This window comes from Burkholderia sp. Ax-1724 (assembly GCF_011752995.1).
In the GTDB taxonomy this organism is placed as follows: domain Bacteria; phylum Pseudomonadota; class Gammaproteobacteria; order Burkholderiales; family Burkholderiaceae; genus Paraburkholderia.
The window spans coordinates 34,339-59,167 of sequence record NZ_VWWL01000011.1; the positions used below are offsets into that span (position 1 = coordinate 34,339).

Genomic DNA, 24,829 nt, shown 5'->3' on the forward strand with positions numbered 1-24,829 from the left:
CGTGCGTCGCGCCGAATACCCGGCAACGCTATCAGCCGCTCAGTCGCGCGCGATCAGATCGCCGACCTGACCGCGTCCGGTCACGAGGCAGCTTGACAGAAAGCTCTCGCTCTGCGCGCTGGCCCCGGCTTCTCCAAAGCCCTTCTTCACAGCGTCCGATTTGACGAGCGCCGCGCCTTGGTGGCACGTAATCGTCCCAACCTCGCCGGCCTGAGCACGCATCAACGCCCTATCTGCCATCAGATAGCCAAGCAAAAGCACCAAGGCAATGTTGAACGCCTGTCGCATGGGTCGCCTCCTCTTTTGGAAGAGACTAACGCGAAGCGCGAGCGCACGGTCCTGGGGCTTTCCCGATTATCTGCTTATTTCATGATCCCAATTAAATCGGGTAGTACTCCGCCGCGATTTGCAGTGAAATAACGCGTATTACCAATTTTTGCCGGGGCCGATGCACCCTGTTCCATTTTGACCGACTCGATGCAATGCGAATCGAATGTCCGTTCGCCTCGCGCGCAGCCCCTATGTGACACGCTTACAACCGTGCTTCGATCCGCCTGATGCGTTTCTCGATCGCATTGCGCACCAGCGCATTCGAGGGCACCAGCAGCAGCGACGACGCGATGATCCGATATACCGCATGACGCGTGACTTTCGATACCTTCGCAGGATCGAGCCATGCGTCGTTATCCGCGAGCAGCACGAGAGTGTCGAGGCCGATCAGAATCGGCCACAAGCACGCGAGCCGCAAGCGTACCGCATGGGCCGGAATCGCGAGCGTGTAGTCGAGCGACGCACGATAGTGCTCGATCGCCTTGCGCAGAAGCTCGACGAGCAACGGCCGCGCGCGCATCGAATTGGCCGGCTCCAGCAGTTCCTCTGCGCTCAGGCCGTGACGCTCCAGCATGTTCTGTGGCAGATAACAGCGGCCAATGCGCAAGTCCTTGCCGCAATCGCGCAGCACGTTGGTCATCTGTAAGGCCTTGCCGAAACGCACGCCGAGTTGCGTCATCGTATCGGGCGGCTCTTTCAGCGTGCCCGGCATATGCACGTAAGTCATCGTGGTCCAGAATTCGCCGACGCAGCCGGCAACCAGATACGTATAGCGATCGAGTTCGCCGTATACGCGCAGCGCCGCGATCTGGCCGGCGCGTTCGTCGGGGAACGTGCGCAGATCGAATTCCATGCCTTCGGTCAGCGTCGAAACGATTTCCCGCACGGCCTTGCGATCGGATTCGCCCAGTTGCGACAACACGTCGAGCGCGGGGCCCAGCGATTCGAGCAGTACTTTTTCATCCGATTGCACCTGCTGGCCCGCGACTTCGGCGGCGATGCGCTGAAACGGCGCGCTATCGACAGCCACGCCATTCACCTGCTCGCGCAGTGCGAGCACTAATACGAGGCGTTGTTCGGGCGGAATCAGCGAGGTGTCGGCAATCGTGTCGGCCGCGCGCGCGAGCAGATAGGCAAGGCCGATCGGATCGCGCATGCCGGCGGGCAGCACGCGCAGCGTCAGATAGAAGGAGCGTGAAACGCCTTTCAGGAGCGGGCCGAGAAGGAAGGCCCGGGTCGGAGTCGGCATGGGTTGGATCGGATCGCGGTACAAGGCGTAGGAAAAAATGCGTTCGACAATGCACTGACGGATGCGTTGCGGGTAGGTCAGGCTGTAAAAATCAGGTGCTGCCGCATTGTATACGCCGACGCGTTAAGGCCACGTCCTCGATGCCCACTCCTCGAAGTCTTCCAGCGGCGAGGGCTGTCACGCCCGTGTCACGATATGACCCGCCCAAGCCGTCGCGGAGCCTCTCCGGAAACCTTGAACTTCGACGGGTAGATTAGGTATCACAGCAATGGAAGCCGACGACTATGGCCTGTTTACATTCAATGAAATATGTCTACATCTTGTCTTTTGCGCGAGTGGGCCAAGATGATTCGAGCGTTAATGAGCGATGAAGTAGGGGCACGAATCGAATCTGTCTTGCCGGGCAAAGAAGGCGATCCAGGACGAACGGCGACCGACAATTGCTGGTTTGTCGAGGCTGTCCTCTGGATCGGCCGGACCGGTTGCCGAAGGTATTCGGCCGATGGCACACGGTGTACATGCGTTTTCCAGGTGGCGTCGCAAGGGTGCGTGGGAACGCGTGATACATGCAGTAGCTGACGAAACCGGGATCAGGCATGTGCTGATCGATTCGACCATCGTGCGCGCGCATCAGCACTCGTCCGGCGCTCGAAAAAAAACGGACCGCACGCGCTCGCGAGGTGGACTGACCACCAGGTTGCACCTGACCGTCGATGACGCTGGCCGCCCTCTGCGGTTGATGGCCACCGAAGGGCAAGTTTCCGATATTTCGTGCGCGAATGAACTGGTTGAGCATTTGCGCACCGGCGCGATCATTGCCGACAAAGGCTACGATTCGAACGCCTTTGTGGAGCGTATCCGCAGTACGCATGCGAAGGCCGTAATCCCGCTGCGTTCGAACCGGAAAATCAGGCGTCGCTATAGCCGCGTGCTGTATCGGACCCGGAACATCGTCGAACGCTTTTTCAGTCGTATCAAACATTTTCGTCGCGTCGCCACTCGCTATGACAATCGCGCAGGGAACTATCTCGCCTTCGCTTCGCTTGCCTGTGCCTTTGGACCACTCGTGAGAATGTGAACAGAATCTAGTGTAATGAGTTAGAAATTCGTTGAACAATTTGCTGCCTGTCGTACCGTGTAGTGAGTGCGACGGACACGAAGAGGCGGCCATGAGCGGAAGACCCAAGGCGGAACTCGTGTTGAGCGAAGCGGAACGCGAGCAGCTCACGGCCCTGATGACGCGCCGCAAGACGGCGCAGGCGTTGGCATTGCGAGCGCGGATCGTGCTGGCCTGTGCCGAGGGCACCGACAACAGAACGGTCGTGGCGAAACTGCGGGTTACCCAGCAAACTGTCTCGAAGTGGCGTGGGCGCTACGCAATGCATCGGCTGGAGGCCTGCTTGACGCACCGCGTTCGGGCGCATCCAGATCGATCGACGACGCACGTGTTGATGCCGCCCTCGCGCTTCTCTATTTGACACTGCATGACCACAACCGAGCATGGAAGAGCTTCGATTGAGATGCGCTCAACCGACTCTACGAACGCGGCCTAATCGGCGGTCCGGTCAATAAAGCAAAATCCGTGATCGTCACTGACGACGGTTTGCTCGAATCCGAACTCATCTTCAAGCAGCACTTCGTCATAGCTGGCAGCAAAACTGATTAATCAAACGAATTTCTAACTCACGACACTAGGGGTGCAACAGAGTTCGATGCCGTACATGCTCAAGGGCTATCCACTTAGCGCCAAAATTTATCACACTGAAAATGCAGTGCGCGTCGCGGAGGTATTCCAAGGGTGCCGATCCGTGTCTCCTGGCGCTTCGCACGGCAGAACCTGTTTTCGCTTTGATGCAATGTATGACGCATGTTTGCTGGTATTGGCAAGTGTCTTTACCAATGCGCGCAGTTTTGCGAATATCACCGACATGTCAAATCAACGCATCTCTGGAAATCCTTCCGGTCAGTGGCACAGCTATTCCGAATTAGCCCCCTCGCAGACCAACAACAACTCTGTGCCGTCCTCTGGCCGGCGTGCCAGCGCCGCTCAGTTTGGGGGCCTCGCCCCTGTCTCGCATCCGTCAACACTTCAGCCCAGCATGGTAAGCGGATCGTCTACCGCGTGGCTCCACGCATTCCGGAATTCTAGCGATGCTGGTGAACGCGCGCTGGCCGGAGCGGTCATATCAGCCATCCAGAACGGTTCGTTAGCCTTAGGCAGTCCCGCGTCACAAAGCGCCATGCGGGCGCAATACGGGCAACTGCTGGAAACGACTCATGGCACTGTCTCGCTCGTCGTCAATTTGAGGACGCGCGCCGACGGACACTTCGACCTTGTCTCAGCTGGCATGCGGGATTCAGCAAATCCAAACAGGCGGGTAATCATCTCTGCACCCCAGAACGCCAGCACTTCTGGGGCAGGCGCAACCGATCCCGAATTCGGCACCGTTGCTGCCTTTTGCCCCGTCACAAGCTCAAATGCCGCAGTTTCCTGTTCAGTATTCCGGAGTTCCGGTGGCCGGCTCGTCTTCTCAACCGTTGCAACCCGTGGTCGCTCTGCCTGCGTTTTCTCCATCGATCAGCCGGGGTATTACGCAAATCGTGAACGAATTGCCACGCTGGGAGCAGCAGGCAGCGCGCGCCGAGATCGAAACCAAACTGCGTTCCATGCCTGCGGACGAACAGCAAACTCTGCTTATGCACTTGAATACGCGACTCTCCGGAAAGGCAAGTGATACAAAGCCAGCCGTCATCCGGAATTGGGCTGCCACAGACTCAGTCGCCACGGTCATTGAAGGGCGCGACATGCGGACTGATCGCGAGCGCGAATTACAGACTGCTCTCGCAGATCAAAACAGTAATCCGGACTTCAGGATATCTCGCGATGAGGTATTGGGCATGCTACGGGGGGCTCAGAGAAGGGCTGCCATGCATATCGGCATCGGCCCATACGGAACCGGGACCCATTACGTTAGCGTCTTGTATCGGCGCGTTTTTCGCGATAGTCGGGGACCTGTGGCTGCGATAAACGATATCCGTGACTTGATCGCTCCGCTTAACGAACAGCAACGCTACCAAGCCATTAAGGATTGGATTCCCCGTTACCAGGATTTTTTTCGCGGCGTTCTTTTAACGATGCGGCACTAGGTAATCGGGGCTGTGTCACGTGAGGACCCTTAATGATTTCGTTCGTTGTTGGATTTGAGCTATAGGACTGGCGAGGTGGAGCGCAAAGCGTCCTAGTTGTCTGCAAGCGTACTAATAGACAAAAAAGCCTCATAGCTTGGTGTGGCTTGGAACGAAAAATACATATCAATGCAGGTAGGCCGATATCACAATAGATCGGTGCGCGTCGCGAAGATGATATGTGGCTTAATGCGTCCCCGCGATTTGGTTCATGTGATCGCTGGAATTATGCTGCTGGATGAGGGCGCACGCAGAATACGTTCGCGCAATTTGGCGAACATGCTGAAAAGTATTTGCAAGATTTGCTGCCATCTGAAGGCAGGGATTGCTGGTTCGATCCCAGTCGGGCGCCAAGCCTCATAAGGCTTTCAGCGATTTCGCTACTTCATCGATTTCCCCCAGTGCAGTGAAAATACAGTTAGCCGGCTGCCAGGTGCAGTTCCGTCTCGCTCGTATGCGGCACAACCCACTGCGCAAGATGATCCGCGCTCAGGTGTGCATACCGCTGCACCATCTCCAGCGTTTCCCACCCGCCCAATTCCTTCAGCACCTGTAGCGGCGTGCCGCGTTGCACATGCCAGCTCGCCCACGTGTGTCGCAGATCGCGCCAGCGGAAATCGCGGTTAAACATGCAGCATGAAAATATGCCCGAGACCCTGATTGGCTATGTGCGGTGCTCGACCGACAGACAGGATCTGACCGCCCAGCAGCGGGCGCTCATGGAACTGGGGGCGCCCCGGACGCATCTACACGGATCGCGGCCTGACCGATACCCATCGCGCACGCCCCGAACTCGATCAGGCTCTGGGCCGTACGTCGTGGCGATACGCTCATCGCCCCGAAGCTCGACCGGCTGACGCGGTCGGTGCCGGATGCGCGCGACATCGCGGATTCGCTCGTCACGCGCGGCATGAAACTGGCAGTCGGGTTAAGCGTCTACGATCCGGCCGACCCAATGGGCAAGATGTTCTTCAACATCCCGGCGACGTTCGCGGAATTCGAAACCGACCTGATCCGTCTGCGCATCCGCGAGGGGATGGCCATCGCACGAGCGAAGGGGAAGCTCCGTGGCAAGCAACCGAAGCTCTCCATCAAGCAGCAGAAGGAACTGCGCCGGATGCACGAAAGCGGCAAGCACTCGATCAGCGATCTGGCTGAATTGTTCTCGGTATCCCACCCGACCGTGTATCAGACGCTTGCACGTTTTCCAGAGCGTTGAGCGCTTTACAAATGCGCTGACCGTTTCGCCAAAACGGCATGCTTTTATTGAACGAAATCGATCTTCTTTTCCCCTGACACTACATCTCTTACCCAATCTTCATTATTTGCGAGGTATTCCTTATACCCACCATACGAATTTGCCAGTATTTTTCCATCGGCAACCCATTTATCCATCTTCTTTGAGAAAAAATCATTAAAATAAGGTGCCGAACAAGATATGTTACACCATGGGTCACATATAATTATATCTTCACTCCATTTACTCATATCGCTCCCCATATCGAAACCCATGTAGTCAGGGTGCGATGGTGGCAGTACAGCTGCGAAAGCGTGTGTTCCAACAACCCCGCCAATCCCGATCTTGACCGCCTTTAAATTATTCTTCAATAACATGTCGACTGCGAGTCGAGACAATTCACCACAGTTATGTGCTTTCGATTTTTTTATGTTATCCAAAGTATAATTTTTATATAGTTCACCCATTTGATTTGCCGCCTCACAAACCCTGCGTATTTCGGAGTCTCTTTCCGCATGGAGTCGAATTTTGTTGCAGGACTTCAAATTTGGATGTTTGTAATATAAATTCCTTACATCCTCCAAGACTACTTGCGCGATGGCTCTTTTAGTCTCCAATGTCATGGGAGATTTCGAAAATACCGCATGGGGCATCGTTATTGTGCGTGTTTCGGCAGAAGGTTGAGCAGCAGTACCAGAAGTGTATGCCGTTTGAGCCGCTGGAGATTTGAGTTTGGGTGGCCGGTTTTGGGAAATCTGGTCGAACCGCGCGTCGGAGTACTGAGACCGTGACGATGACAACGCCGACGCCTGCGCGGGCGAAGACGACGACCCCAACGTATCGAGCGCATAGTCGTGCCCGTGAGAATCCACTAGTTTTGAATGAATGCAGCCCATTATCGTCCGACAACATCAGAGAAACTATCAGCATGCACAATCCTCCGGCGCTGCACTATCGCTCTCGCGAAAAAAAGTTGCTCATTGCGAACGCTCTCGCCTAGGCCCTTCCAGTAAACCATTGCGTGATTCCTTTTTCGTGTTTTCCATAGATTTCACAATTAAATGGGGTCTATGGAACCCCGCGCGCTTCACTCCTCCGTCAAGCTCGTTCGCGAGGCTTAACTGACCTCCCTGTTCCATTGCTCCTCAGACCCCGAATAGAGCCGTGCGCCAAATGGCGTGAAGCGGGGGCTAGTACAACATCCCTCAAATAGCTTTAGTGTTAGGCACTTTCGGCCAAACTTGGTAACCAGGCTGGATGCCAGAACGCAAACCCTACCCAACAGATGTATCGGACGAGGAATGGAGCTTCGCCGCTCCGTACCTCGTCCTGATGAGCGAAGATGCGCCGCAGCGCCGATATGAACTGCGCGAAATGTTCAACGCATTGCGCTGGATAGCGCACGCTGGTGCATCGTGGCGCATGCTGCCGACCAACTTCCCGCCGTGGGAGATGGTCTATCAGCAAACACCACGCTGGCTCAACGCGGGTTGCTTCGAGGCGATGGTCAACGATTTGCGTTCGGTGCTGCGCGTGGCGCAAGCGCGCCAGGGCCAGCCCAGTGCGGTGATTCTGGACGCACGTTGCAATCCACATGCGAAAGCGGACCACGTGCGGGCTATGACGGACACAAGCGCAAGCGAGGCAGCAAGGTTCATATGGCCGTCGACACGTTGGGTCTGCTGCTTGCGGTACACATTACGCCCTCCAATGAGCAGGAACGTGCGCAGGTGGGTGAGCTTGCGCGCCAGGTCCAGCACGTCACGGGGCAGACCCTGAAACTCGCCTTTGCTGACCAGGGCTATACGGGCGACATGGCTGCGCAGGCTGCTCGCGACGAGGGAATGCAATTGCAGATCATCAAACTGCCCGGGACGAAGAAAGGATTCGTGCTATTGCCGCGTCGCTGGGTGGTTGAACGCAGCTTTGGCTGGCCGAACCGCTTCCGGCGGCTGGCACGCGATTACGAGCGCCTGCCCGAAACCCTTGCAGGCCTGCACTTCGTTGTCTTCGCCATGCTTATGCTCGTTCATGCTGTGCCAATTATCCAAAGTGCCTAACACGCTCTAGTCTGCCGCATCGTACTGGTGATAGCCGAGGTAGCCGTTATGGGTGTCCTCTACCTTGGTGATTCGCCGGTGCGCGTTCTCCTTCGCGACGAACACCACGAGGTTTTGCCTATCCTGTGGCTTCACGCCAAAAGTCACCGGTATAACGGCCACGCCATCGAGCATGATGGCAGGATGCACGAGCATCGTTTCAAGCCATACATGCGGGTCGAGATCCTGAACGCGCGTGAAGTAGTCGGCATCCCCAGGGAGACGGTGGTGTTTGTAGTCGTCTCTCAACGTATCTACCGTGTTTTTCGACACGTAGCGATAGATGGCGTTGTCCGTTAGCTGAAAGTAGTGGGCATCGCGCGTGTCCTGCTTTCCGATGTACCAGGTGTAGAACTCCCGGACCGTCGCTTCGGGCGTCTCCGCCGCCACGGCGGACTGCATGATGCTCAAGCCCAGAACAACGGCCAGCAAGGCGAACGTGCGCAAGAAAATGTTTTTCATCGTCAGTCGTGTCGATAGATTTTGTCGGCGGGCCGGTTTTCACAAAGGAGTTCCACGGTATTGGATTGTCGTGCAAACGAGTAGTGGCAAACGGCCCTCGTAAACACAAACCGTGTCCCGATGAATAGCAAAGCGGTTGACCTGGCACGCCATGACCGTCGATCTACCTGATAGATCAGCCGCGAGGTACTGGCGACCAAACATTGCAGAAGGTGAACTCCACGATATCTCTCTGCTCGCGCGAACGGGTATCTAAGCCAGCCCGTTCAGCAGACACTCGCATTTTCCTGTTCACATTCCCATCCAACGTTCCCACTCCCCCGCGAAAACCCACCTTGAGACGCCCGCGCCATTTATCGAGCGTTTCCCACGTTCTCCGCTTCGCCGCCTCCTTTTACAGTGAGCCATCGATTGCGTGAACGCAACAACCGCTGCCGCGCCGGTCAAGCACATCACGGCCGGCTCGCGAGTCGCTCGCGCCAGCTAGTCGATCGGCTCGATCTATCGAACGAAGGCGGCGGGACGCGCACAGCGTCCCGCCATTGACAGAAAATCCTCATAAGCCGTGCAGCGACACGACGAGCAGCACAGCAACGACAATCGCCACCACGTCTTCAATCAGCGCCGCCGGCGCATCGCGCCCGAACATTCGCGCCAGCGCGCCGCGCGCCTTGGCCCCGCCGAGCGTGCCGATGATCGCACCGACCGCACCGAGCACCGCCCCGAGTACGCCGACGATCGCACCACCCGCGAGACCGCCATGCGCCCCGCTGATCGCCGCGCCGCTCAACGCACCGAGCACGATGCGCGCGCCGAACTGCAGCGGCACCTTGCGGCTCGGTGTTTCGGGCAACTGATCGGTAATCAGTTCGACCACGGCCAGCACGGTGAAGATATACGGGGTGGCAGCAAAACCGAAAAAAGCGAGCGGCGTGCCTTGCAAGGGCAGCCATCCCAGACGCGCGGCCCAACTGACGGCGGTGGGTGCAATCATGGCGCGCAGGCCGGCGACGACACCGATGAGCAAAGCCAGAACATACACGGACATAGCGGGCTCCCGATCGAGGGTAATGACGTACGGTTGAACGAGCCGACGCCTTCACTCGCGCGCCGGCGGAACATGTCGATCATTCCATCTGAACAGTCAACTTCTCGCTACACATCGAGGCAACCGCCGTAGCCGCCCGTCACCGTCCCCTCCCTGCCGCTTCACGCCGCGCGCCCGTTATCGTCCAGGCGTCGCCGCGCCGGTGCTCGCCCTCTTCGATGCGGCCCTAGTGTCGCACAATTCTTCTGAACAAAATCTGACGCGACGATATACGGTCGCCGTCAACGATGCTAATTTATCCAGCTCACAAGAAAATCTAATGCCTGCACCATGAGACCGTATCTTCCGCTGAACGCGTTGCGCGCCTTCGAATCGTCCGCGCGACATCTGAGCTTCACGCGCGCCGCGCTCGAACTGAACGTGACCCAGGCTGCCGTCAGCCAGCAGGTCCGCTCGCTCGAAGAACGGCTCGGCACCGCGTTGTTCAAGCGTCTGCCGCGCGGCCTCGCGATGACCGAAGAAGGTCTCGCGCTGCGCCCGGTACTCTCCGATGCATTCGATCGCATCGAGGCCGTACTCAGGCGGTTCGACGGCGGTCACTTTCATGAGGTGCTGAGGGTCGGCGTGGTGGGCACGTTTGCGGTCGGCTGGCTGATGCCGCGGCTCAAATCGTTTCGCGACGCGCATCCGTTCGTCGAACTGCAACTGCTGACGAACAACAACCTCGTCGATCTCGCGACCGAGGGCCTCGATTTCGCGATCCGTTTCGGCGACGGCACATGGCCCGGCTCGCTCGCGACAAAACTGCTCGACGCGCCGCTCACGCTGCTCTGCACGCCGGAGACCGCTGCGCGTCTCGCGCGACCCGACGATCTCGCCAACGAAACCTTGCTGCGCTCCTATCGCGTGGACGACTGGATGAGCTGGTTTGCCGCCGCCGGCATCGCGCCGCGGCCGGTGCGCGGGCCGGTGTTCGATTCGTCGCGGCTGATGGCGGAAGCCGCGATGCAGGGCGCAGGCATCGCACTCGCGCCCGCACTGATGTTCGAGCATGAGATCAACACGGGACGTCTCGTGCGCCCGTTCGACGTGGAAGTCCAGGCGGGCAGCTACTGGCTGACCTGTCTGAAGAGCAAGCCGATGACACCGGCAATGGTGCTATTCAGTCAATGGATCACGAAGGCCGCGGCCGCTTAGGGATTTGCATGATTTGCATCTCGAGGCCCGAAGCTTGTGCCGACTTGAAACTGCTTGAGACTACTTGAAACTAGCAGGCGGGCACCGCGCGGCATTGTCCGCTCATTGCAGGCCGCTCGGCTTGCGGCGGAAACACGTTCCATGAGCCGTCGCCGTGACGGAAGAAGAAGATCGACAGCAGTCCTTCGGGCTTCAGCGCCTCGACGCAGACATAACGCTGCGAGGTGCGATGGCAGAACCGCACGACGCGCGCGGGCGTCGACGGCGTTGGCGCGAGCCATTTGTCGACGGCCCAGCGCAAGGTTTTTTCGACGGCAACCATGATGCTCTCCTCGAATCTTCTGCTGCTGCGCGCGCGGCCCCGATTGCGCTACGTTCACGCGAGTTGCGCGACGCGCGCACTACGTCCGCGGCTTTTTGCACCGTTGCTCGCCCCGCTTTCGACGAACGCCTTCACGAGACACATCAGCGCGCGCATACCCGTACGCGGATGGCGCAGGCAGCAATGCACCTGTTCGCTGCGGCTTTCGCCGAGCAGGCACCATGCGCAGAAGTGTTCGCAGTTATTGGTCAGCAGGCGGTAGCGGTTTTCGCCGAGACGCGAACGCGCGCGGCGCACCGCTTCGTCGCCGGCATAGCGGGCGCTCGGCGTCGGACGGATCGACAGCGGATGACCGGCCGCGAAGCGCGCGATCTCCACTTCCTCGACCGGCCCGCGATGCGCCGAACTCGCAAAGCCCGCGTAATGAACAACGCGGCCGTTGCCGACATAGATGCCGTGATGTTCGTAGCCGTTGCGTTGCGTGACGAGATGCGCGCCGATCGGCAGATCGATCGTCGATGATGCGTCACTGCGTTGCCGGCTTTCCTTGCCTGTATCGAGCGTGCGGGTGTTCATGGCTGGCCTCGTTCGGATTTCCAACACGGTTGCGACAGCTTTTCGCATCATCCGGGCCATGCATGGAAAAGCCCTTGTTTACGGGGTTTTCGGCTGATTTCGGATTTTCTGAAGGGTGAGGATGTCGGCGGCAAGCCGACAGGATTCGCGTCGATATGTTGGCGCGCGGCGCTCTTTTGCGGCACTCGTAGGAGCGCGTACCGCGCGGCAGGCCGGCCTCGGGAAAAACACCAGGAAGTCGTTCGACGTGTTGGGGCACACACCGATTCGAATGCGCGTGTGTTGGCCGCAGGCCGACTCATTGCCATTGGCGTCGTCCCTTGCATCACGCACGGCGTCCGGAATCGCCCGACAGTCAACGCACGGCCCGAAATGCGCGGCGCTCGGCACACATTGGCATGGCACTTGCATCGTTGTCCGCAACATCCTTCAACCGCGCGCGTTGCACACGCGGCGAACCGGAGAACGCCATGTCCCGCATCACAGTCGATGATCTCCCGCTGAACCTCGCGCTCGACCGCAAGGCGATGGCCGCGATTCGCGGCGGCGGTGGCGCGCCGTGGGTATATGGCTGGATTCAGCCCTACGTGCCGCAAACGCCGAGCATCGGACCCGTCGTCAATCTGTACGAGGTGTCCAACAACTTCTATGCTAACCAGATGATCAACCAGTTCCAGTCGGTCGACGTGCGCAACACCGGCTCGAACTCGAACATCAACGTCTCTCCCGACGCACGCAGCAGAAACGATATGGTGTAGCCGTTGTGACCTGTGCGAGCCCATTTCGCTGGACGTCGTCCGCGCGCTCCGACGCGGGACGCGTACGCGAAATCAACGAAGACGCCTGCCTCGATCTGCCCGAAGCCGGCCGCTGGGCCGTCGCCGACGGCATGGGCGGGCACGCGGTCGGCGATCTCGCAAGCCGCACCGTGATCGAAGCGTTGAGCCGGCTCGCGGCGCCGCGCGGCATCAGAACCCTGATCGCCGATACGCGCGCGCGGCTGCAAGGCGCGAACCGCCAGCTACGCGACGAGGCCGCGCGCCGCCGGGTGCAGCGAATCGGCAGCACCGTGGTCGTGCTGCTCGCGTACGATCGTTTTTGCGGCTACGTATGGGCAGGCGACAGCCGCATCTATCTGTATCGCGCGGGACAGTTGCGGCAACTCACGCGCGATCACAGCCATGTCGAGGAGTTGCGCTCGCTCGGCGTCATCACCGAGGAAGAAGCGCGCCATCATCCCGCGCAGCACATGATTACGCGCGCGGTCGGCGCAACGGACCTGCTCGAACTCGACGACGATGCCATCGAAGTCGCCGACGGCGACCTGTTCCTGCTGTGCAGCGACGGCCTCAGCAACGAACTGAGCGACGCCGACATCGCCGGCGTGCTGACGTCCACCGAGCGCGAGAACGTATGCGGAGCCCTGGTCGAACTCGCGCTCGCACGCGGCGGACGCGACAATATCACGGCCGTGGTCGTCGAAGCGCAAGACCCGAATGCGTCGGAGAAGACCTTATTGAATCCCGCGCCGTGAGCGCGGCTTTTCTTGCGCTTTTGCGTGCGGTTCCGGATCTCGTTGGAGCCGACCGGACTTCAGGCTTCGCCGTCTTCTTCCTCCGGCTCGTCGCTGCCGTTCTGTTTTCCCGCCGGTACATTGCGATTGCGATAATCCTTCGAATGCAGTCCATGCTTTTTGAGCAGCATCTGCAGATGCGAGCGGTTCATGTCGATCCGTCTCGCCAGTTCGGCAACGGTGCCGCTCACCTCGCGCAGTCCACGTTCGAGAAACGCCTTTTCGGCGTCGTCGCTCGCGGCACGCTTCGCGTCGCTCAACGACATCAGATTCGCGACGCTGATCGGCTGTGCGCCGTTTGCGTGCATGCCATCATCCGCGGCGGCCGTCGTGGAACCAGGCGCAGCGGGCCGCATATCGAGCGGCAGATGATCGACGTCGGCCATCTCGCCCGCGAGACATGAAATGCGGTACATCACGTTGCGCAATTCGCGGATATTGCCGGGATACGCATAGCTCAACAAAAAGTCCCGCAAACGCGGCATCAATCTGACGGGCCGGCGCTTCAGGCTGCCGGCCGCCTCGTCGCCGAACCATGCAATCAGCAGCGGTATTTCATCGCGACGCTCGCGCAACGGCGGCAGCGTTACGTGAATCACGCTGAGCCGATAGAACAGATCCTCGCGAAATTTGCCCTCTTCGCTGAGCTTGCGCAGATTGCGATTGGTCGCCGCGACAATGCGCGTATCGACCGCAATCGTTTCGTCGGACCCGACACGCTGAATCTCGTGCGCTTCGAGCACACGCAGCAGTTTCACCTGCCCCGCCAGCGGCAATTCGCCGATCTCGTCGAGAAAGATCGTCCCCGTATGCGCGCTTTCGAATTTGCCCTTGCGATCATTCGATGCGCCCGTGAACGCGCCCTTGCGATGACCGAACAGTTCCGATTCAAGCAGGTTGTCTGGAATCGCGCCGCAATTCACGGAGATAAACGGCTTGTCCGCACGCGCGCCATTCGCGTGAATCACTTTTGCCATCAACTCCTTGCCGGTGCCGCTCTCGCCGTCGATCAACACGGGCAAATCGGTCGGCGCCGCTTTCTCGGCGATTTCGAGCGATTCAAGCAGGCGCGGATTGTCGCCGAACGTTCCCTCGAAAATAAAGCTGCGTTCGAGCAATGCCTTGCGGCGCGCGCCGCGCGATTGATCCGCGGACTCCTGCGGCTCGGCGGCCACGGCCGCCTGCACGAAACGCTCCTTGTGCGAAAGCTGCATCACTTCGTCGCGCAGCGAGGTGGCTTGCCTGAGCAGCTTGTCGATATCCGCGCGTTCGAGCCGCGACGACCAGCGCAACGTCGAGCGCAGAATCTCGATCCGCTCGATCAGCCCTGCATACGAAATCGCGGGACTGGCCTCTTCCGTCTGATCGAGTATCTTCATCATGATGCACTCAACTGTTTCTGCACGAGCTGGTAATACATGCCGCCGCGTTGAATCAGTTCTTCGTGACAGCCCTGTTCGACAATCGCGCCTTCATACAGCACGAGAATCTTGTCCGCGCGCATGATCGTGCTGAGCCGGTGCGCGATGATTATCGCGGTGCGGCCTCGCAGAATGTCGTGCATATTGCCGAGAATATTGCTCTCCGATTGCGAGTCGAGCGCCGAGGTCGCTTCGTCGAATACGAGCAGACGCGGATCGTGATAAAGCGCGCGCGCAATACAGAGCCGCTGGATCTGCCCGCCCGACAACCCGATACCCCGCTCGCCGACGATCTGCTCATAACCGAGCGGCATCTTGCTGATAAAGCCATGCGCGTCGGCCATCTTCGCGACTTCCTCGATGCGGCGGCGCTCGGGCGCATCGTCGCCGCTCGCGATGTTCTCGGCAATCGTGCCGGAAAAGAGCAGATTGCTTTGCATCACGTAGCCGATCTGCGCACGGAAATAGTTCTTGTCGATCACACCGGCATCGTAGCCGTCGATCGTCATCTTGCCTTCGGTTGGCTGATAGAAGCCGACCAGCAGTTTCGCGAGCGTCGTCTTGCCCGAGCCGCTGCGCCCGACTATCGCCACCAGTTCGCCGGGCTTGATGTCGAAGCTGATGTTTTCGAGCACATAAGCCGAATCGTCTTCGCCATAGCGGAAATAGACGCCGCTCAGGCTGATTTCGCCTTGCAGTTCCGGCAGCATGACTCGCGAAGGCAAGTCCTGCGGTTTCTGTTCGGGCTCGATGTCGAGCACGTCGCCGAGCCGCTCCATCGCCACGCCCGCGTCGTTGAGCATGCTCCACAGGCCGACGAGCCCCATCAATGGACCCAGTACGCTGCCCATGAATGCATTGAACGCGATCAACTGACCAATCGACAATTCATGCGCGAGCACCAGATTCGCGCCGACCCATAGAATAGCAATCGTCGTCGCCGCATTGAGCAACTGGCTGCCGAAGCTGACGAGAATACCGAAAGCATGCGCGCGATACTGCAATTCGAGCGCCTTCGCGTACTTCTTCTCCCAACGCAGCCGCACGGGCCGTTCGATGCCCATACCCTTGACGGTCTCGACACCGGAGAGCGCTTCCATCAGGAACGACTTTGCCTCGGTCGACGCGGTGAACACCTCGCGCGCATAGGACTTGATCTTCGGCGTCGCGATAACGGTCAAGGCCATGATCGGAATCACGAACGCGATCAAGACGAGCGTCATCTTCACGTTGTAGACGAACATGATCGTGAAGTAGATGAAGATCATCAGCAGATTCAGCGCGGTGGTCACGGTCGACTCGGTCAGAAACGCACGAATCGTCTGGTTCTCCTGAAAGCGCGCGAAGATATCGCCGGTTTTTCGCTTCGCGAAGAACGAGAACGGCAGCGACAACGTATGCTTGAAGAATTGCGACATCATCGCAAAGTCCATGTTACGCACCATGAAATTCGCGAGATAGGCGCGAATCGTCGACATCAATTGCGAGAACACGTTGGAAATAATCAGGCCGCCGATTAGCAGGTGCAGCAAGCTCACGTTCTGATGCACGACCACGCCGTCGAGAATGTTCTGGATAATCAGCGGCGGGATCACGCCCAATACCTGAATCACGAAGGTCGCGAGAAACAGGTAGCCGAGTATCGTCCGGTATGGCTTCAGGTAGCCGACAAAACGTATCCACGGCGAGCGCGCGGCCGACATCTGCAATAGCTGCGGCCCACCGGTAAACAGCAGACACGTACCGCTCCAGCCGCGCTCGAACTCCTCCACCGTGAGTTTTCTGAAGCCGAGCGCCGGGTCGGCCAGCCACACATACTCTTTCGAAAGCCCGTACACGACGACGTAGTGATAGCCTTCCCAATGCACGATGAACGGCAGATCGAAGCCGCGCAGCGAATCGAACGTGCATTGCACGCCGCGTGTCGCAAAGCCGAGCGATTCGCCGGCGCGCGCGAGGCTGTCGAGCGTCGCGCCTTGCGTCGTTACGTTCGCGAGTTCGCGCAGCTTGCCGAGCGTCATCGGAATGCCGTAGTGGCGGCAGATCATCGCGAGACACGCGGCACCGCAATCCATTTCCTCGGCCTGCTCGACGAGCGCAAAGCGCTTGATGATCTTCTCGCCGAATTCCGGCTTGCTCCGCAAATCGAGCATCAACGGCAGCTTGCGGCGCTGCTCCAGGCGCTTTTGCCGCTGCAATTCGCGGTCGCCATAACGGATGCGTTCGTCGAGTACTTCGCGCAGCTTCGGATTGCGTTCGAGAATGAAATGCACCGTGCGTTCGGGAATCACGAGCAAACGCGTGTCGGTGGACGCGACGACCGAAGCCATCTGCTCCTGGCGCATCAGGCACGCCTTTTCGCCGAATATCTCGCCCTCGCCGAGCGTCGCGAGCGTGTAATCGCGCCCTTCCTCGTGCCGGACGATGCGAACCTCGCCTTGCCGCACCACATAGAGACGGCGATCGCCGCGGCCATCCTGCCTGAGAATCTCCTTGCCGGCGGACACTTTCTTCGCACCGACGCTGCGCACGTATTCTTCGAGTTCGGCCTTGTTCAGCTTGCCGCGCAGATCGAACAGTTGCGCGACGAAGCCGCCCGCCGAATTGATCGCAACATAGCTCGCGACGAACGCCAACGCCGCCTGATTGCCGGCCATCACCGGCTCGATCGCGGTGCGCGGAATAAACAGCAATTCGGTTTTTGCCGAAGCACGTACCGACGCTTCGTGGATATACGTGCGCAACATCGCGATGTCGGCGAAGATCTCGCCCGACTTGCGCACGCCCATGCTGGTTTCCTTGCCATGCTCCTCGGTAAAGATGCGCACGGAACCGGAGCGGATCACATACAGACCATCGGCAACTTCGCCGGTCAAGCAGACCGTTTCACCGAACGAATAGAAACGTGCCTGCGCATACTCGGCGAGCCGCTCGATCTCGTCGCGCGAGAACGGCGACAGTATTTCCACCGAGGCCAGAAATTCAGCGGTGGAAGGCGCGGTCTGGGGAGCGTCCATGGGCGTCGAATTCGAATCGGGCGAGCGCGTTAGCGCGCTTCGATCACGTGTTCCTGCGCGCGGGCAATCAGCCAGCTCTCGCGCAGCAGGCGCCGGATTTCAGTGGCCACGTCGGCGTCGAGCATGGCCGGATATTTGGCCGTCACCGCGAAAATCTCGAAGCACGAACGGTCCGCCGAGGCGAATGGTCCGAGCAGATCGCCGACCGCTGCATTGAAGATTTTCGCTTCGATATCGGGTTTCAACGAACCGCGCAGTACCTTGCCGATTACGCCGCCCGATTCGCGCGTATCGGCAATCGAATGCTCCTGCGCCATTTCCGCGAAACTGCCGGGGTCGTCGCGCAGATACGAAATCATTTCCTTCGCCTTGCCCTCGCTGTCGAGCACGATATGGCTCACCTCGATCGAATCGAACTTCGGTGAATTGAGCGCGAAGTAATCGCGGATCGCGACATCGTTACCGACCTCGTCGAGCATCTTCTCCTGATAGAGCCCGTCGGTAATGAATACCTCGAATTCGTCGAGGCTCACATGCAGCGCGTCGAGATAATGATTCATGTCCGCCGCGCGATGCAGCCCGCGCACGCGGCGAAACTGGTCGGCACGCTGCTGGATTTCTTCGGCACTCACGGCCACGCCCTGCTTTTTCGCCGCATGCACGGTGAGCTTGTCGCGCACGATCTGCTCGATCAGGCTCTCGAACTGGCCCGTCAGTTTCAGAAGACGAATGAACTCGTCGACGTCCACGACTTCGTCGTCGATACGCACTATCGCGGTCATTTGATCCGCTCCTTTGATTGACGTGTCATCGTTGTGCTCAACCCGCCACCTGTCTGAACGGATCGAGACCGAGGTCGATCAGGCGCCGCTCGCGCACGACGATTTCCGCGTTGGCGGTCATGCCATAACGCAATGGATAACGCGTGCCGGCCACCTGGTAGTAGTCTTTATCGAGCGTGACGCGGCCCTCGTAGACCGGCTGCTTGTCCTGCACCGACGGTTTCGTCGCCGGAGAAATAGATGCGAGCGTGCCGCTGATAAGCCCGTAGCGCTGATACGGAAACGCATTGAACTTCATCCTGACCGGTTGCCCCTCATGCAGAAACGCGCGATCGTGCTCGGCGATTTCGATCTTCAGCACGGGCCGCGCGTCTTTCGGCGCAATACCGCCGAGCGGCGCATTCGCCTGAATCTTGTCGCCGCGCTGCGTCGACGTGACGTCGGTAATGACGCCCGAAACCGGCGCGAGAATCAGCAGGAAGTTATCTTTGTCGATGTTCTCGAAACGGACTCGCGCGGCCGCATCGGCTTCGAGACGCGCGCTTTGCAATTGCACGCGCAGCTTGTCTTCGGCATCGGTGATATCGCGCACGGCCGAGTCGTATTGCAACTGAAGATCAGTGCTTTGCTGCCCGCTGGTTGCCAGTTGCGCATTCGCCTGCGCGTATTCGTGGCTCAGGCGGAAGTCGAGTTCCGCAAGTTTCGATTGCGCGACACGATAGGCGTTATCGGCTTCGAGCGCCGCCGTGCGCTTCTGCTCGACCTGCAATTCGGCAATGCCGCCGCCACCGGGCTGCGCGAAAAGCCGCGAATACCGGTCGAGTTCCTGGCGTGCCGCTTCGCGCGTGCGACGCGCATTGTCGAGTGCGCTGCGGGCTTCATCGAGTTCGGCTTTCTGTCCTTCGGCCAGCTTCGTCGTACCCTCGGAAACGCGGTTTTCGTGCAGTCGCTCTTCCACTTCGAGTTGCGCTTTCAATGCAGCGGCCTTGCGTTCAAGCAGCGCCTTTTTCTCGGGAAACTGCTTCCATTCGCGCTCGGCGTCTTCGAGCTTGAGTTGCGCCTGCAACGCATTACTCGCGGCTTCGATCGCGCCGCGTGCATTGAGCCGCGCGAGCACGTCGCCTTTCGACACCGGCTGTCCCTCGGCGATATAGAGGTCAGCGAGTTCGCCGTCGATCGGCGCGTAGATGCGCCGTACCTCCGATTCCGGCGACAAGGTGCCCGGCGCGCTGACGATCACGTCCGCGCGGCCGACGAACGACCACAGCAGTCCCGTCACGACTAGCGCCACCATCGCCCAGATCAAGGCGCGCGCGATCCGCACCGGCTCCGAGGTCAGAATCGCGATGCCTTCGACGCTGTGATCTTCGAGCGCCTCGGACAACGGTCTAGGGTGTGGGTCGCGTTTCACTCTGATCGCCTCCAATCAGCGAGAGCTTCGCTTTCAATAGCGCGGGGTCGAGCACCATCCGCAATTCGGTCAGCGAGCGGCGCTGCAAACTCGCCTCGGCCTCGATATCCGCGAGCAGGCGGTCGAAGTCGGCCGGACGGTCGGCCTTCAGTTGCGTGTAGATGCGCATGCCTTGTTGGGCCGCGGTTTGCGCATCGGAAAGCAGGCGCGCCTCGTTGCGAAAGCCGGGCGAAATGCCGGCTTCGAGCCGTTGCGTGCCGCCGATCGGACCGCTCGCGCGATACGCTCTCCACAAGCTCTGCGCGCGCAGCATCGAGTCCTGCGCACGAGCAAGCGCTTTGTCGTGCAATGCAGCGACGTCCTTCTGAATCGACTGCACGAACCACGCATCCGTTTGCGGATCGAGACTCGCGTAGAACGACAGCAGACGCTGGTCATAATCTTTGGCATCGCGCGTTTTCTGCAAATCGGTGTATTGATCGAACAGCGCTTTCTTATGCACCGATTCGGCCGCGAACACGTCGGACCAGGCACTCGCGGGCATCGACTGCAAACCGGCCAGCGCCTGTTGTGCATCGCCACGCTGCCATGCGGCATCGACCCGATTCTGCTGCCTGACGATTTCCGCCGAAGGCAAGCGCGCGGCGGCCAGTTGCCGGAATTGCGCCTGAAACGGCGGCGTGCTGAAATGCGCCGACTTCATCATCGCGAGCAATGACGTCAATTGGCGGCTCAACGCGGCATCGAGCAATGCCGTGTATTGGCGCAAGTCCTCGCGTACGCGGTCGAGGCCCGCAAGGCGCGGATAACGCTGCGCATAATCGTCGAGTACGGCCGGGAGTGCATCGGGTTTGTCGCGCGCAAGCTCGGCGCGAATCACGCCGTTCAGCCGATCGATTGCGGCAACGTACACCGAATCGTCGCTTTCCAGCTTGCGCAAATGACTGAGCGCCAGCGCATAGGGCTCCGCGAACTGAGGCACGTAGCCCGCAATCCGGTCGAGCGCGCGCTGGTGCGTTCTCGCATCGTCGTTCCAGCGGCGCAGCAGGTTGCTGATCGTCGGTTCGTCCGCATACATGCGGATCGGCGCATCGACACCACCGCGCGCGACGACGAACCGCTCCAGATCGCCGACCCATTGCAATTCGCCGACCAGCGAGCCCGCGTCCGCATTGTTCGCGCTCAACGACTTCATCTCCTTGAGCCGCGCATCGGCCTGATCGAATTGCGCTTTTTGCAGCGTATCGAGCCAGCCTGGAAGTTGCGCCTTCAAGAGTGCTTCGCTCGCGAGCGCACTGATTTTCGTGTCCGTCGGATGATTGGCGAGATAACTCCGCGCAACCGTAACCGCGCTCGCGTACTCTCCGCTGGCGAGCAGGTTCTTCAACTCGCGCTCCGACGAGCCATGCAGATAAAGCGCGACACCCAGTCCGGCCAGTACGACGACACCCGCGCCGCCCCACGCCGCGATACGACGGACGTTCGTGCGTTCGCCGTCGGCGAGCGCCTTTTTGAATTCTCCGGCCAGCAGGCGCCAGCGCGACTGGCTTCTCACGGCATTCTTTTCATGCTTCGCCGCGTTCTTACCGATTGCGCCGCCGTGATTGCCCGCACCATTGGCGGCTTGCGCACCGTTTCTTCCTGAATAGGCCCCGTCGCGCTTTGCCTGCGCAGTCGCCACCTGTGCCGCCTCGTTCACCTCGTCCTCGCGTTGCAGCGCCGGATCGACGCAAAAGATATCGAGGAACGAATGCGCGGCGCCCACGAACGTGGTCTTGTCGGCATCGGCCGCGCTGTCCGCGGCCGGGTTCAGTGAAATCTGGGTCACGGTGGGCTCGACGTCAGGCTGTTTCTGTAGCGACACTCTGTAGACGAAATGATCGCCGCCAAATGCAACGACATCGCCGTCCGCGAGCGGCAATGCCGCTTCGTCGAGCCGCACGCCGTTCACGAACGTGCCATTGGTGCTGCCGAGATCTTCGACGAACAACTCGCCGCTCTTCAGAAACAGATGCGCATGGCGCCGCGAAATGTAATTGACCTGATGCGGATAGCGTTCCTTGTAACGCGAGAAAACCTCGTCCGTCTTGCTGACGAGAAATGGAAACGCGTGTACTTCGACCGGTTGCAGACCGAGGTCGTCGCGCTGCGGCGCGAGCAGCAGACGAAGCGCGCAAGACTCGCCGCTGCTCGCGACGATGCGCGCGCGCGGCTCGATGCCGGCGCGGTAGCGAAACTCGCCGCCGAAGCACAGCTCGTCGCCCGCGCGCACGCGCGCCGGCGTTTGTCGCACCGCGACGCCGTTCACGGTCGTGCCGTTCTTGCTGCCGAGATCGGCCACATACACCGTGCCATGCTCGATAAAAATGCGCGCATGACGGCGCGACAGACTCGCGGTCCACTGCGCGGGGTAATCGTTGAACGGTGCTTCGCTGCGGCCGACAGCAAACAGCGTGTCGACGATGCGGATCGCGTCGAACGACGGGCGTTGCGCGGACGCAACCGGCGACAGCACCACGTCGAAGGCAGCGTCCACTGTCGCGCGCATCTCAGCAATCGAATCTTCGCCGGCGGCCATTTTGTCTGGATCACTAAGCGTGTACCTGTCGCGATGGGAACGCGAAGGACACGGTGGAACAGGGACGAAGAACCACGGCGCAACGATGTTGTCGTGAGGAGCCGCGCGAACGCAGACCCCTAAAGAATTGTAAGTCACGCATGGCGAGTGTCAATTTCCATATCGTCTGCCGGGAACAGCACGGATGCGTCATTCGCGGCCTAAATACCCGCGCCGTACGCCACCACGCGGATTAGCTCAATGTTCCTTTACTTGTCTTTGACTTGCGCCTGCACGTCGACGCTCGGCCAGCCGCCGCCGAGCGCCTTGTACAGCAGTACCGTGTCGGACAGAATCTCCTGATGATTTTCGAGCAGCGCCTGCTGTGCGTCGAGTAGAGTCCGCTCGGTTTCGAAAACTTCGAGTTGCGATACGACGCCAAGCCGCAATTGCGCCTGAATCTGATCGGCCACGATCTGCAAACGCGCAACCTGCTGCAGCAATTCCTCGCGCTGCTGCTTGTGCGCGCTCAGATTGACGAGTGCGTTTTCGACTTCCTCGAACGCCCCCATGACGGCCACGCGATACTGCTGTTCGGCGACTTTCGATTGCGCCTCGGTCACTTTCACATGCGCACGCACGCCCGGATCGAGCAAGGGAATATCGATGCTCGGCATGATGCCGAACGTAAACGATTTCAACAGTTGATTCAGCGCGAAACTCGCCGTACCGCCTTGGGCAGTCAGGCCAATGCTCGGCAATTGCGCGAGCTTCGCCTGGCCGACGAGGTCATACGCCTCGAGTACCCGGAATTCCGCGGCGACCACATCGGGCCGTCGCGACAGCAATTGCGCGGGCAAACCCTCCGGCACGACCGGCAGTTTCACGCGTTCCTGCAAATGGCCCGGCGGCAGCTGGAATTCGCCGGCCGGCACGCCGATCAGCGTGCAAAGCGCGTTATTGGCGACCGCACGTGCGCGGCGCAATTCGTACAGGTCATGCGTCAACCGGTTGATTTCGGCCTGCTGCCGTAATACCAGGGTTTGCGGCACGAGGCCATTGCGCGCCTGGCCTTCGTAAATCGTCAGAATCTGCCGGTTCGTGCCGAGCGTTTTTTGCTGCTGCTCGATCTGATCGTCGAATTGCAGGATCTGGAAATAGGTGCTGGAAACATTCGCGACCAGTTCGAGATAACCGGCACGCCAATCCGCTTCGCTCGCATGAAATTCGGCCTTTTGCGCCTGCACGCCTTTTTCGACTTTGCCCCAGATATCGATGTCCCAGTTCACCTGGGTCGCGAGGTTGTACTGTTTCGTAAAAGGCAAGCCGGTGGTCTTCTGGAAATCGGCGCCCGCGCCAAGGTCCATGGTCGGCAAGGCCCCTGCCTTGGCTTCGCTGATCTGCGTGCTCGCGACGTCGATCCGCGCGGCCAACACCTGAATGTCGAAGTTGCCCGCAATCGCCTTGTCGATCAGCGTGTCGAGATACGGGTCCTGGAAACCCTTCCACCAGTCGCGCTCGATCGTCGCGGCCGCCGAGACCAGCGCGCCCTTCTGATCCGACCACGCTGTCTTTGCAGGCGTGTCGGGGCGCCTGTACGCCGGCATGCTGACATCGACACAGGCGCACAGCGACAGCGCGCAGACCGTTGCGGCACAAACGCCGCGCAGTGCACTGCCAATACCGCTCGATGCCGCGATCGCGGAAAGAGCGCGGCGGGAAGCCGAAGATTCAGGCAGCAAGGAATCGAGCAACGATGACACGATTGTCTCCGGTGGCACCCGCTTTATCCGCGAGAAAAAACGGCGTTCGAGACCGAATCGCTGCCGCGCGGCTTCGGCCACGAAGCAGCGGAAATGTCGGCACGGGAAAACAGGCGGAAATCGAGCGGCAATCAGTCGAAAATCAGTCGAAAGCGCGAAGGGTGCGTGGAAAAGACGATTGAATAAGCGGTCTTTTAAGCAACTCGCTCGTGAAATGCGCACGCGCGGACAATAAGGCGCGCGTGCGCCGCGTCGCTCAGGACACGAAGATGTTGTTGTTCGACGTCACATGCGGATCGATCTGCGTCGTCGTGCCGTTGACGAGCGCCGAGTTGTTACCGTTGGCGCTCTGGATATTCATCGTCGTGCTGATCAGTTGAGTCGCGTCGACGTTCTTGCTGTTGTTCGGCGCATACACGGGCGCGAAGCTGTAATACGACGACCACGGAGCGTAATAGCCGTTGCCGCCGCGCACGGCGCGCATGGCCTGGCTGTCGAGTTGCTCGGTGATGGACAGATCCTTGATCGTCAGCGTGTTCATGGTCAATCTCCTGGAAGGGCAAGCGCATAGTCCTGCGTTGGGAATCGAGCAACCTGTC

At 59.8% G+C, this 24,829-nt stretch carries 20 protein-coding genes and 5 pseudogenes; 10 read left to right on the top strand and 15 right to left on the bottom strand.

The genetic code is table 11. From position 1 onward, the window contains the following. Positions 1–39 precede the first annotated feature (39 nt). Positions 40–288: a hypothetical protein gene (locus F3J19_RS14815; RefSeq protein WP_167042568.1), complete on the bottom strand. Its 249-nt coding sequence runs from the start codon at positions 286–288 to the stop codon at positions 40–42. 244 nt (positions 289–532) lie between these two features. Then, the gene (locus F3J19_RS14820; RefSeq protein ID WP_167042569.1) at positions 533–1,579 is read right to left on the bottom strand and encodes a phytoene/squalene synthase family protein; all 1,047 of its coding nucleotides are present in this window, start codon (positions 1,577–1,579) and stop codon (positions 533–535) included. A 345-nt stretch (positions 1,580–1,924) separates the two neighbouring features. Here F3J19_RS14820 and F3J19_RS14825 point away from each other — a divergent pair. The 4 genes and pseudogenes from F3J19_RS14825 to F3J19_RS14840 all read left to right on the top strand — a co-directional run bounded on the left by F3J19_RS14825 (position 1,925) and on the right by F3J19_RS14840 (position 4,726). Next, positions 1,925–2,657, top strand: a pseudogene (locus tag F3J19_RS14825) (IS5 family transposase). A gap of 91 nt (positions 2,658–2,748) precedes the next feature. Beyond that, positions 2,749–3,044 (top strand): annotated as a pseudogene (locus tag F3J19_RS14830) (helix-turn-helix domain-containing protein); the annotation flags it as partial. Positions 3,045–3,053: 9 nt separating this feature from the next. After that, positions 3,054–3,245: pseudogene (locus tag F3J19_RS32640) on the top strand (DUF6429 family protein). Positions 3,246–4,057: 812 nt separating this feature from the next. Continuing rightward, positions 4,058–4,726, top strand: coding sequence for a hypothetical protein (locus F3J19_RS14840; protein WP_167042571.1), 669 nt, complete (start codon positions 4,058–4,060; stop codon positions 4,724–4,726). 457 nt (positions 4,727–5,183) lie between these two features. On the opposite strand, the pseudogene F3J19_RS14845 reads toward F3J19_RS14840, so the two are convergent. Continuing rightward, positions 5,184–5,387: pseudogene (locus F3J19_RS14845) on the bottom strand (tyrosine-type recombinase/integrase); the annotation flags it as partial. Positions 5,388–5,561: 174 nt separating this feature from the next. On the opposite strand from F3J19_RS14845, the gene F3J19_RS33080 reads away from it, so the two are divergent. Next, positions 5,562–5,984: a recombinase family protein gene (locus F3J19_RS33080; protein ID WP_345891037.1), complete on the top strand. Its 423-nt coding sequence runs from the start codon at positions 5,562–5,564 to the stop codon at positions 5,982–5,984. A 44-nt stretch (positions 5,985–6,028) separates the two neighbouring features. On the opposite strand, the gene F3J19_RS14855 is transcribed toward F3J19_RS33080, so the two are convergent. Next, entirely contained in the window at positions 6,029–6,625 is a 597-nt protein-coding gene (locus F3J19_RS14855) for a hypothetical protein (RefSeq protein ID WP_167042573.1), read from the bottom strand. Between the two features lie 634 nt (positions 6,626–7,259). Here F3J19_RS14855 and F3J19_RS14860 point away from each other — a divergent pair. Next, a pseudogene (locus F3J19_RS14860) lies at positions 7,260–8,062 on the top strand (IS5 family transposase). Between the two features lie 6 nt (positions 8,063–8,068). On the opposite strand, the gene F3J19_RS14865 reads toward F3J19_RS14860, so the two are convergent. Together F3J19_RS14865 and F3J19_RS14870 are read right to left on the bottom strand one after the other, a co-directional pair. Further along, a complete protein-coding gene (locus F3J19_RS14865; protein ID WP_167042575.1) occupies positions 8,069–8,563 on the bottom strand; it encodes a DUF3828 domain-containing protein in 495 nt (164 codons plus the stop codon). A 556-nt stretch (positions 8,564–9,119) separates the two neighbouring features. Next, positions 9,120–9,611 carry a DUF4126 domain-containing protein gene (locus F3J19_RS14870; protein WP_167042577.1) on the bottom strand — a complete coding sequence of 164 codons (492 nt, stop codon included), beginning with the start codon at positions 9,609–9,611 and terminating at the stop codon, positions 9,120–9,122. Between the two features lie 330 nt (positions 9,612–9,941). Between F3J19_RS14870 and F3J19_RS14875 the strand changes: the two genes are divergently transcribed. Continuing rightward, entirely contained in the window at positions 9,942–10,808 is an 867-nt protein-coding gene (locus tag F3J19_RS14875) for a LysR family transcriptional regulator (RefSeq protein WP_167042579.1), read from the top strand. A 70-nt stretch (positions 10,809–10,878) separates the two neighbouring features. On the opposite strand, the gene F3J19_RS14880 is transcribed toward F3J19_RS14875, so the two are convergent. Together F3J19_RS14880 and F3J19_RS14885 are read right to left on the bottom strand one after the other, a co-directional pair. Beyond that, positions 10,879–11,130, bottom strand: coding sequence for a hypothetical protein (locus F3J19_RS14880; RefSeq protein ID WP_167042581.1), 252 nt, complete (start codon positions 11,128–11,130; stop codon positions 10,879–10,881). A 54-nt stretch (positions 11,131–11,184) separates the two neighbouring features. After that, a complete protein-coding gene (locus F3J19_RS14885) occupies positions 11,185–11,706 on the bottom strand; it encodes a lecithin retinol acyltransferase family protein (protein ID WP_167042583.1) in 522 nt (173 codons plus the stop codon). 470 nt (positions 11,707–12,176) lie between these two features. Here F3J19_RS14885 and F3J19_RS14890 point away from each other — a divergent pair, with 470 nt between their 5' ends. Both F3J19_RS14890 and F3J19_RS14895 read left to right on the top strand, forming a co-directional pair. Further along, positions 12,177–12,464 (top strand): hypothetical protein, encoded by a 288-nt coding sequence (locus tag F3J19_RS14890; RefSeq protein ID WP_167042585.1) that lies wholly within the window; start codon positions 12,177–12,179, stop codon positions 12,462–12,464. A 5-nt stretch (positions 12,465–12,469) separates the two neighbouring features. Next, entirely contained in the window at positions 12,470–13,240 is a 771-nt protein-coding gene (locus tag F3J19_RS14895; RefSeq protein ID WP_167042587.1) for a protein phosphatase 2C domain-containing protein, read from the top strand. A 59-nt stretch (positions 13,241–13,299) separates the two neighbouring features. Here F3J19_RS14895 and F3J19_RS14900 read toward each other — a convergent pair whose 3' ends face one another. From F3J19_RS14900 to F3J19_RS14925, 6 genes are all read right to left on the bottom strand, one after another. After that, positions 13,300–14,661 (bottom strand): sigma 54-interacting transcriptional regulator, encoded by a 1,362-nt coding sequence (locus tag F3J19_RS14900; protein ID WP_167042589.1) that lies wholly within the window; start codon positions 14,659–14,661, stop codon positions 13,300–13,302. Further along, complete coding sequence (locus tag F3J19_RS14905) at positions 14,658–17,717, bottom strand: peptidase domain-containing ABC transporter (RefSeq protein WP_167042591.1); 3,060 nt, start codon at positions 17,715–17,717, stop codon at positions 14,658–14,660. Before F3J19_RS14905 ends, F3J19_RS14900 begins: the two co-directional genes overlap by 4 nt. 29 nt (positions 17,718–17,746) lie before the next feature. Continuing rightward, positions 17,747–18,499, bottom strand: a complete 753-nt coding sequence (locus F3J19_RS14910; RefSeq protein ID WP_167042593.1) for a peptidylprolyl isomerase — start codon at positions 18,497–18,499, stop codon at positions 17,747–17,749. 37 nt (positions 18,500–18,536) lie between these two features. Then, on the bottom strand, positions 18,537–19,910 hold the full coding sequence (locus tag F3J19_RS14915; RefSeq protein ID WP_167042595.1) for an HlyD family efflux transporter periplasmic adaptor subunit: 1,374 nt from the start codon (positions 19,908–19,910) through the stop codon (positions 18,537–18,539). Next, positions 19,888–22,488: an FHA domain-containing protein gene (locus F3J19_RS14920; RefSeq protein ID WP_167042597.1), complete on the bottom strand. Its 2,601-nt coding sequence runs from the start codon at positions 22,486–22,488 to the stop codon at positions 19,888–19,890. The genes F3J19_RS14915 and F3J19_RS14920 overlap by 23 nt, the downstream gene beginning before the upstream one ends. A 248-nt stretch (positions 22,489–22,736) precedes the next feature. Then, the gene (locus F3J19_RS14925; RefSeq protein WP_167042850.1) at positions 22,737–24,149 is read right to left on the bottom strand and encodes an efflux transporter outer membrane subunit; all 1,413 of its coding nucleotides are present in this window, start codon (positions 24,147–24,149) and stop codon (positions 22,737–22,739) included. On the opposite strand from F3J19_RS14925, the gene F3J19_RS32645 reads away from it, so the two are divergent. Next, entirely contained in the window at positions 24,073–24,465 is a 393-nt protein-coding gene (locus F3J19_RS32645) for a hypothetical protein (RefSeq protein WP_167042526.1), read from the top strand. The genes F3J19_RS14925 and F3J19_RS32645 overlap by 77 nt on opposite strands. A 21-nt stretch (positions 24,466–24,486) precedes the next feature. On the opposite strand, the gene F3J19_RS14935 is transcribed toward F3J19_RS32645, so the two are convergent. Further along, positions 24,487–24,771, bottom strand: a complete 285-nt coding sequence (locus F3J19_RS14935; RefSeq protein ID WP_167042599.1) for a hypothetical protein — start codon at positions 24,769–24,771, stop codon at positions 24,487–24,489. Between the last annotated feature and the right edge of the window lie 58 nt (positions 24,772–24,829).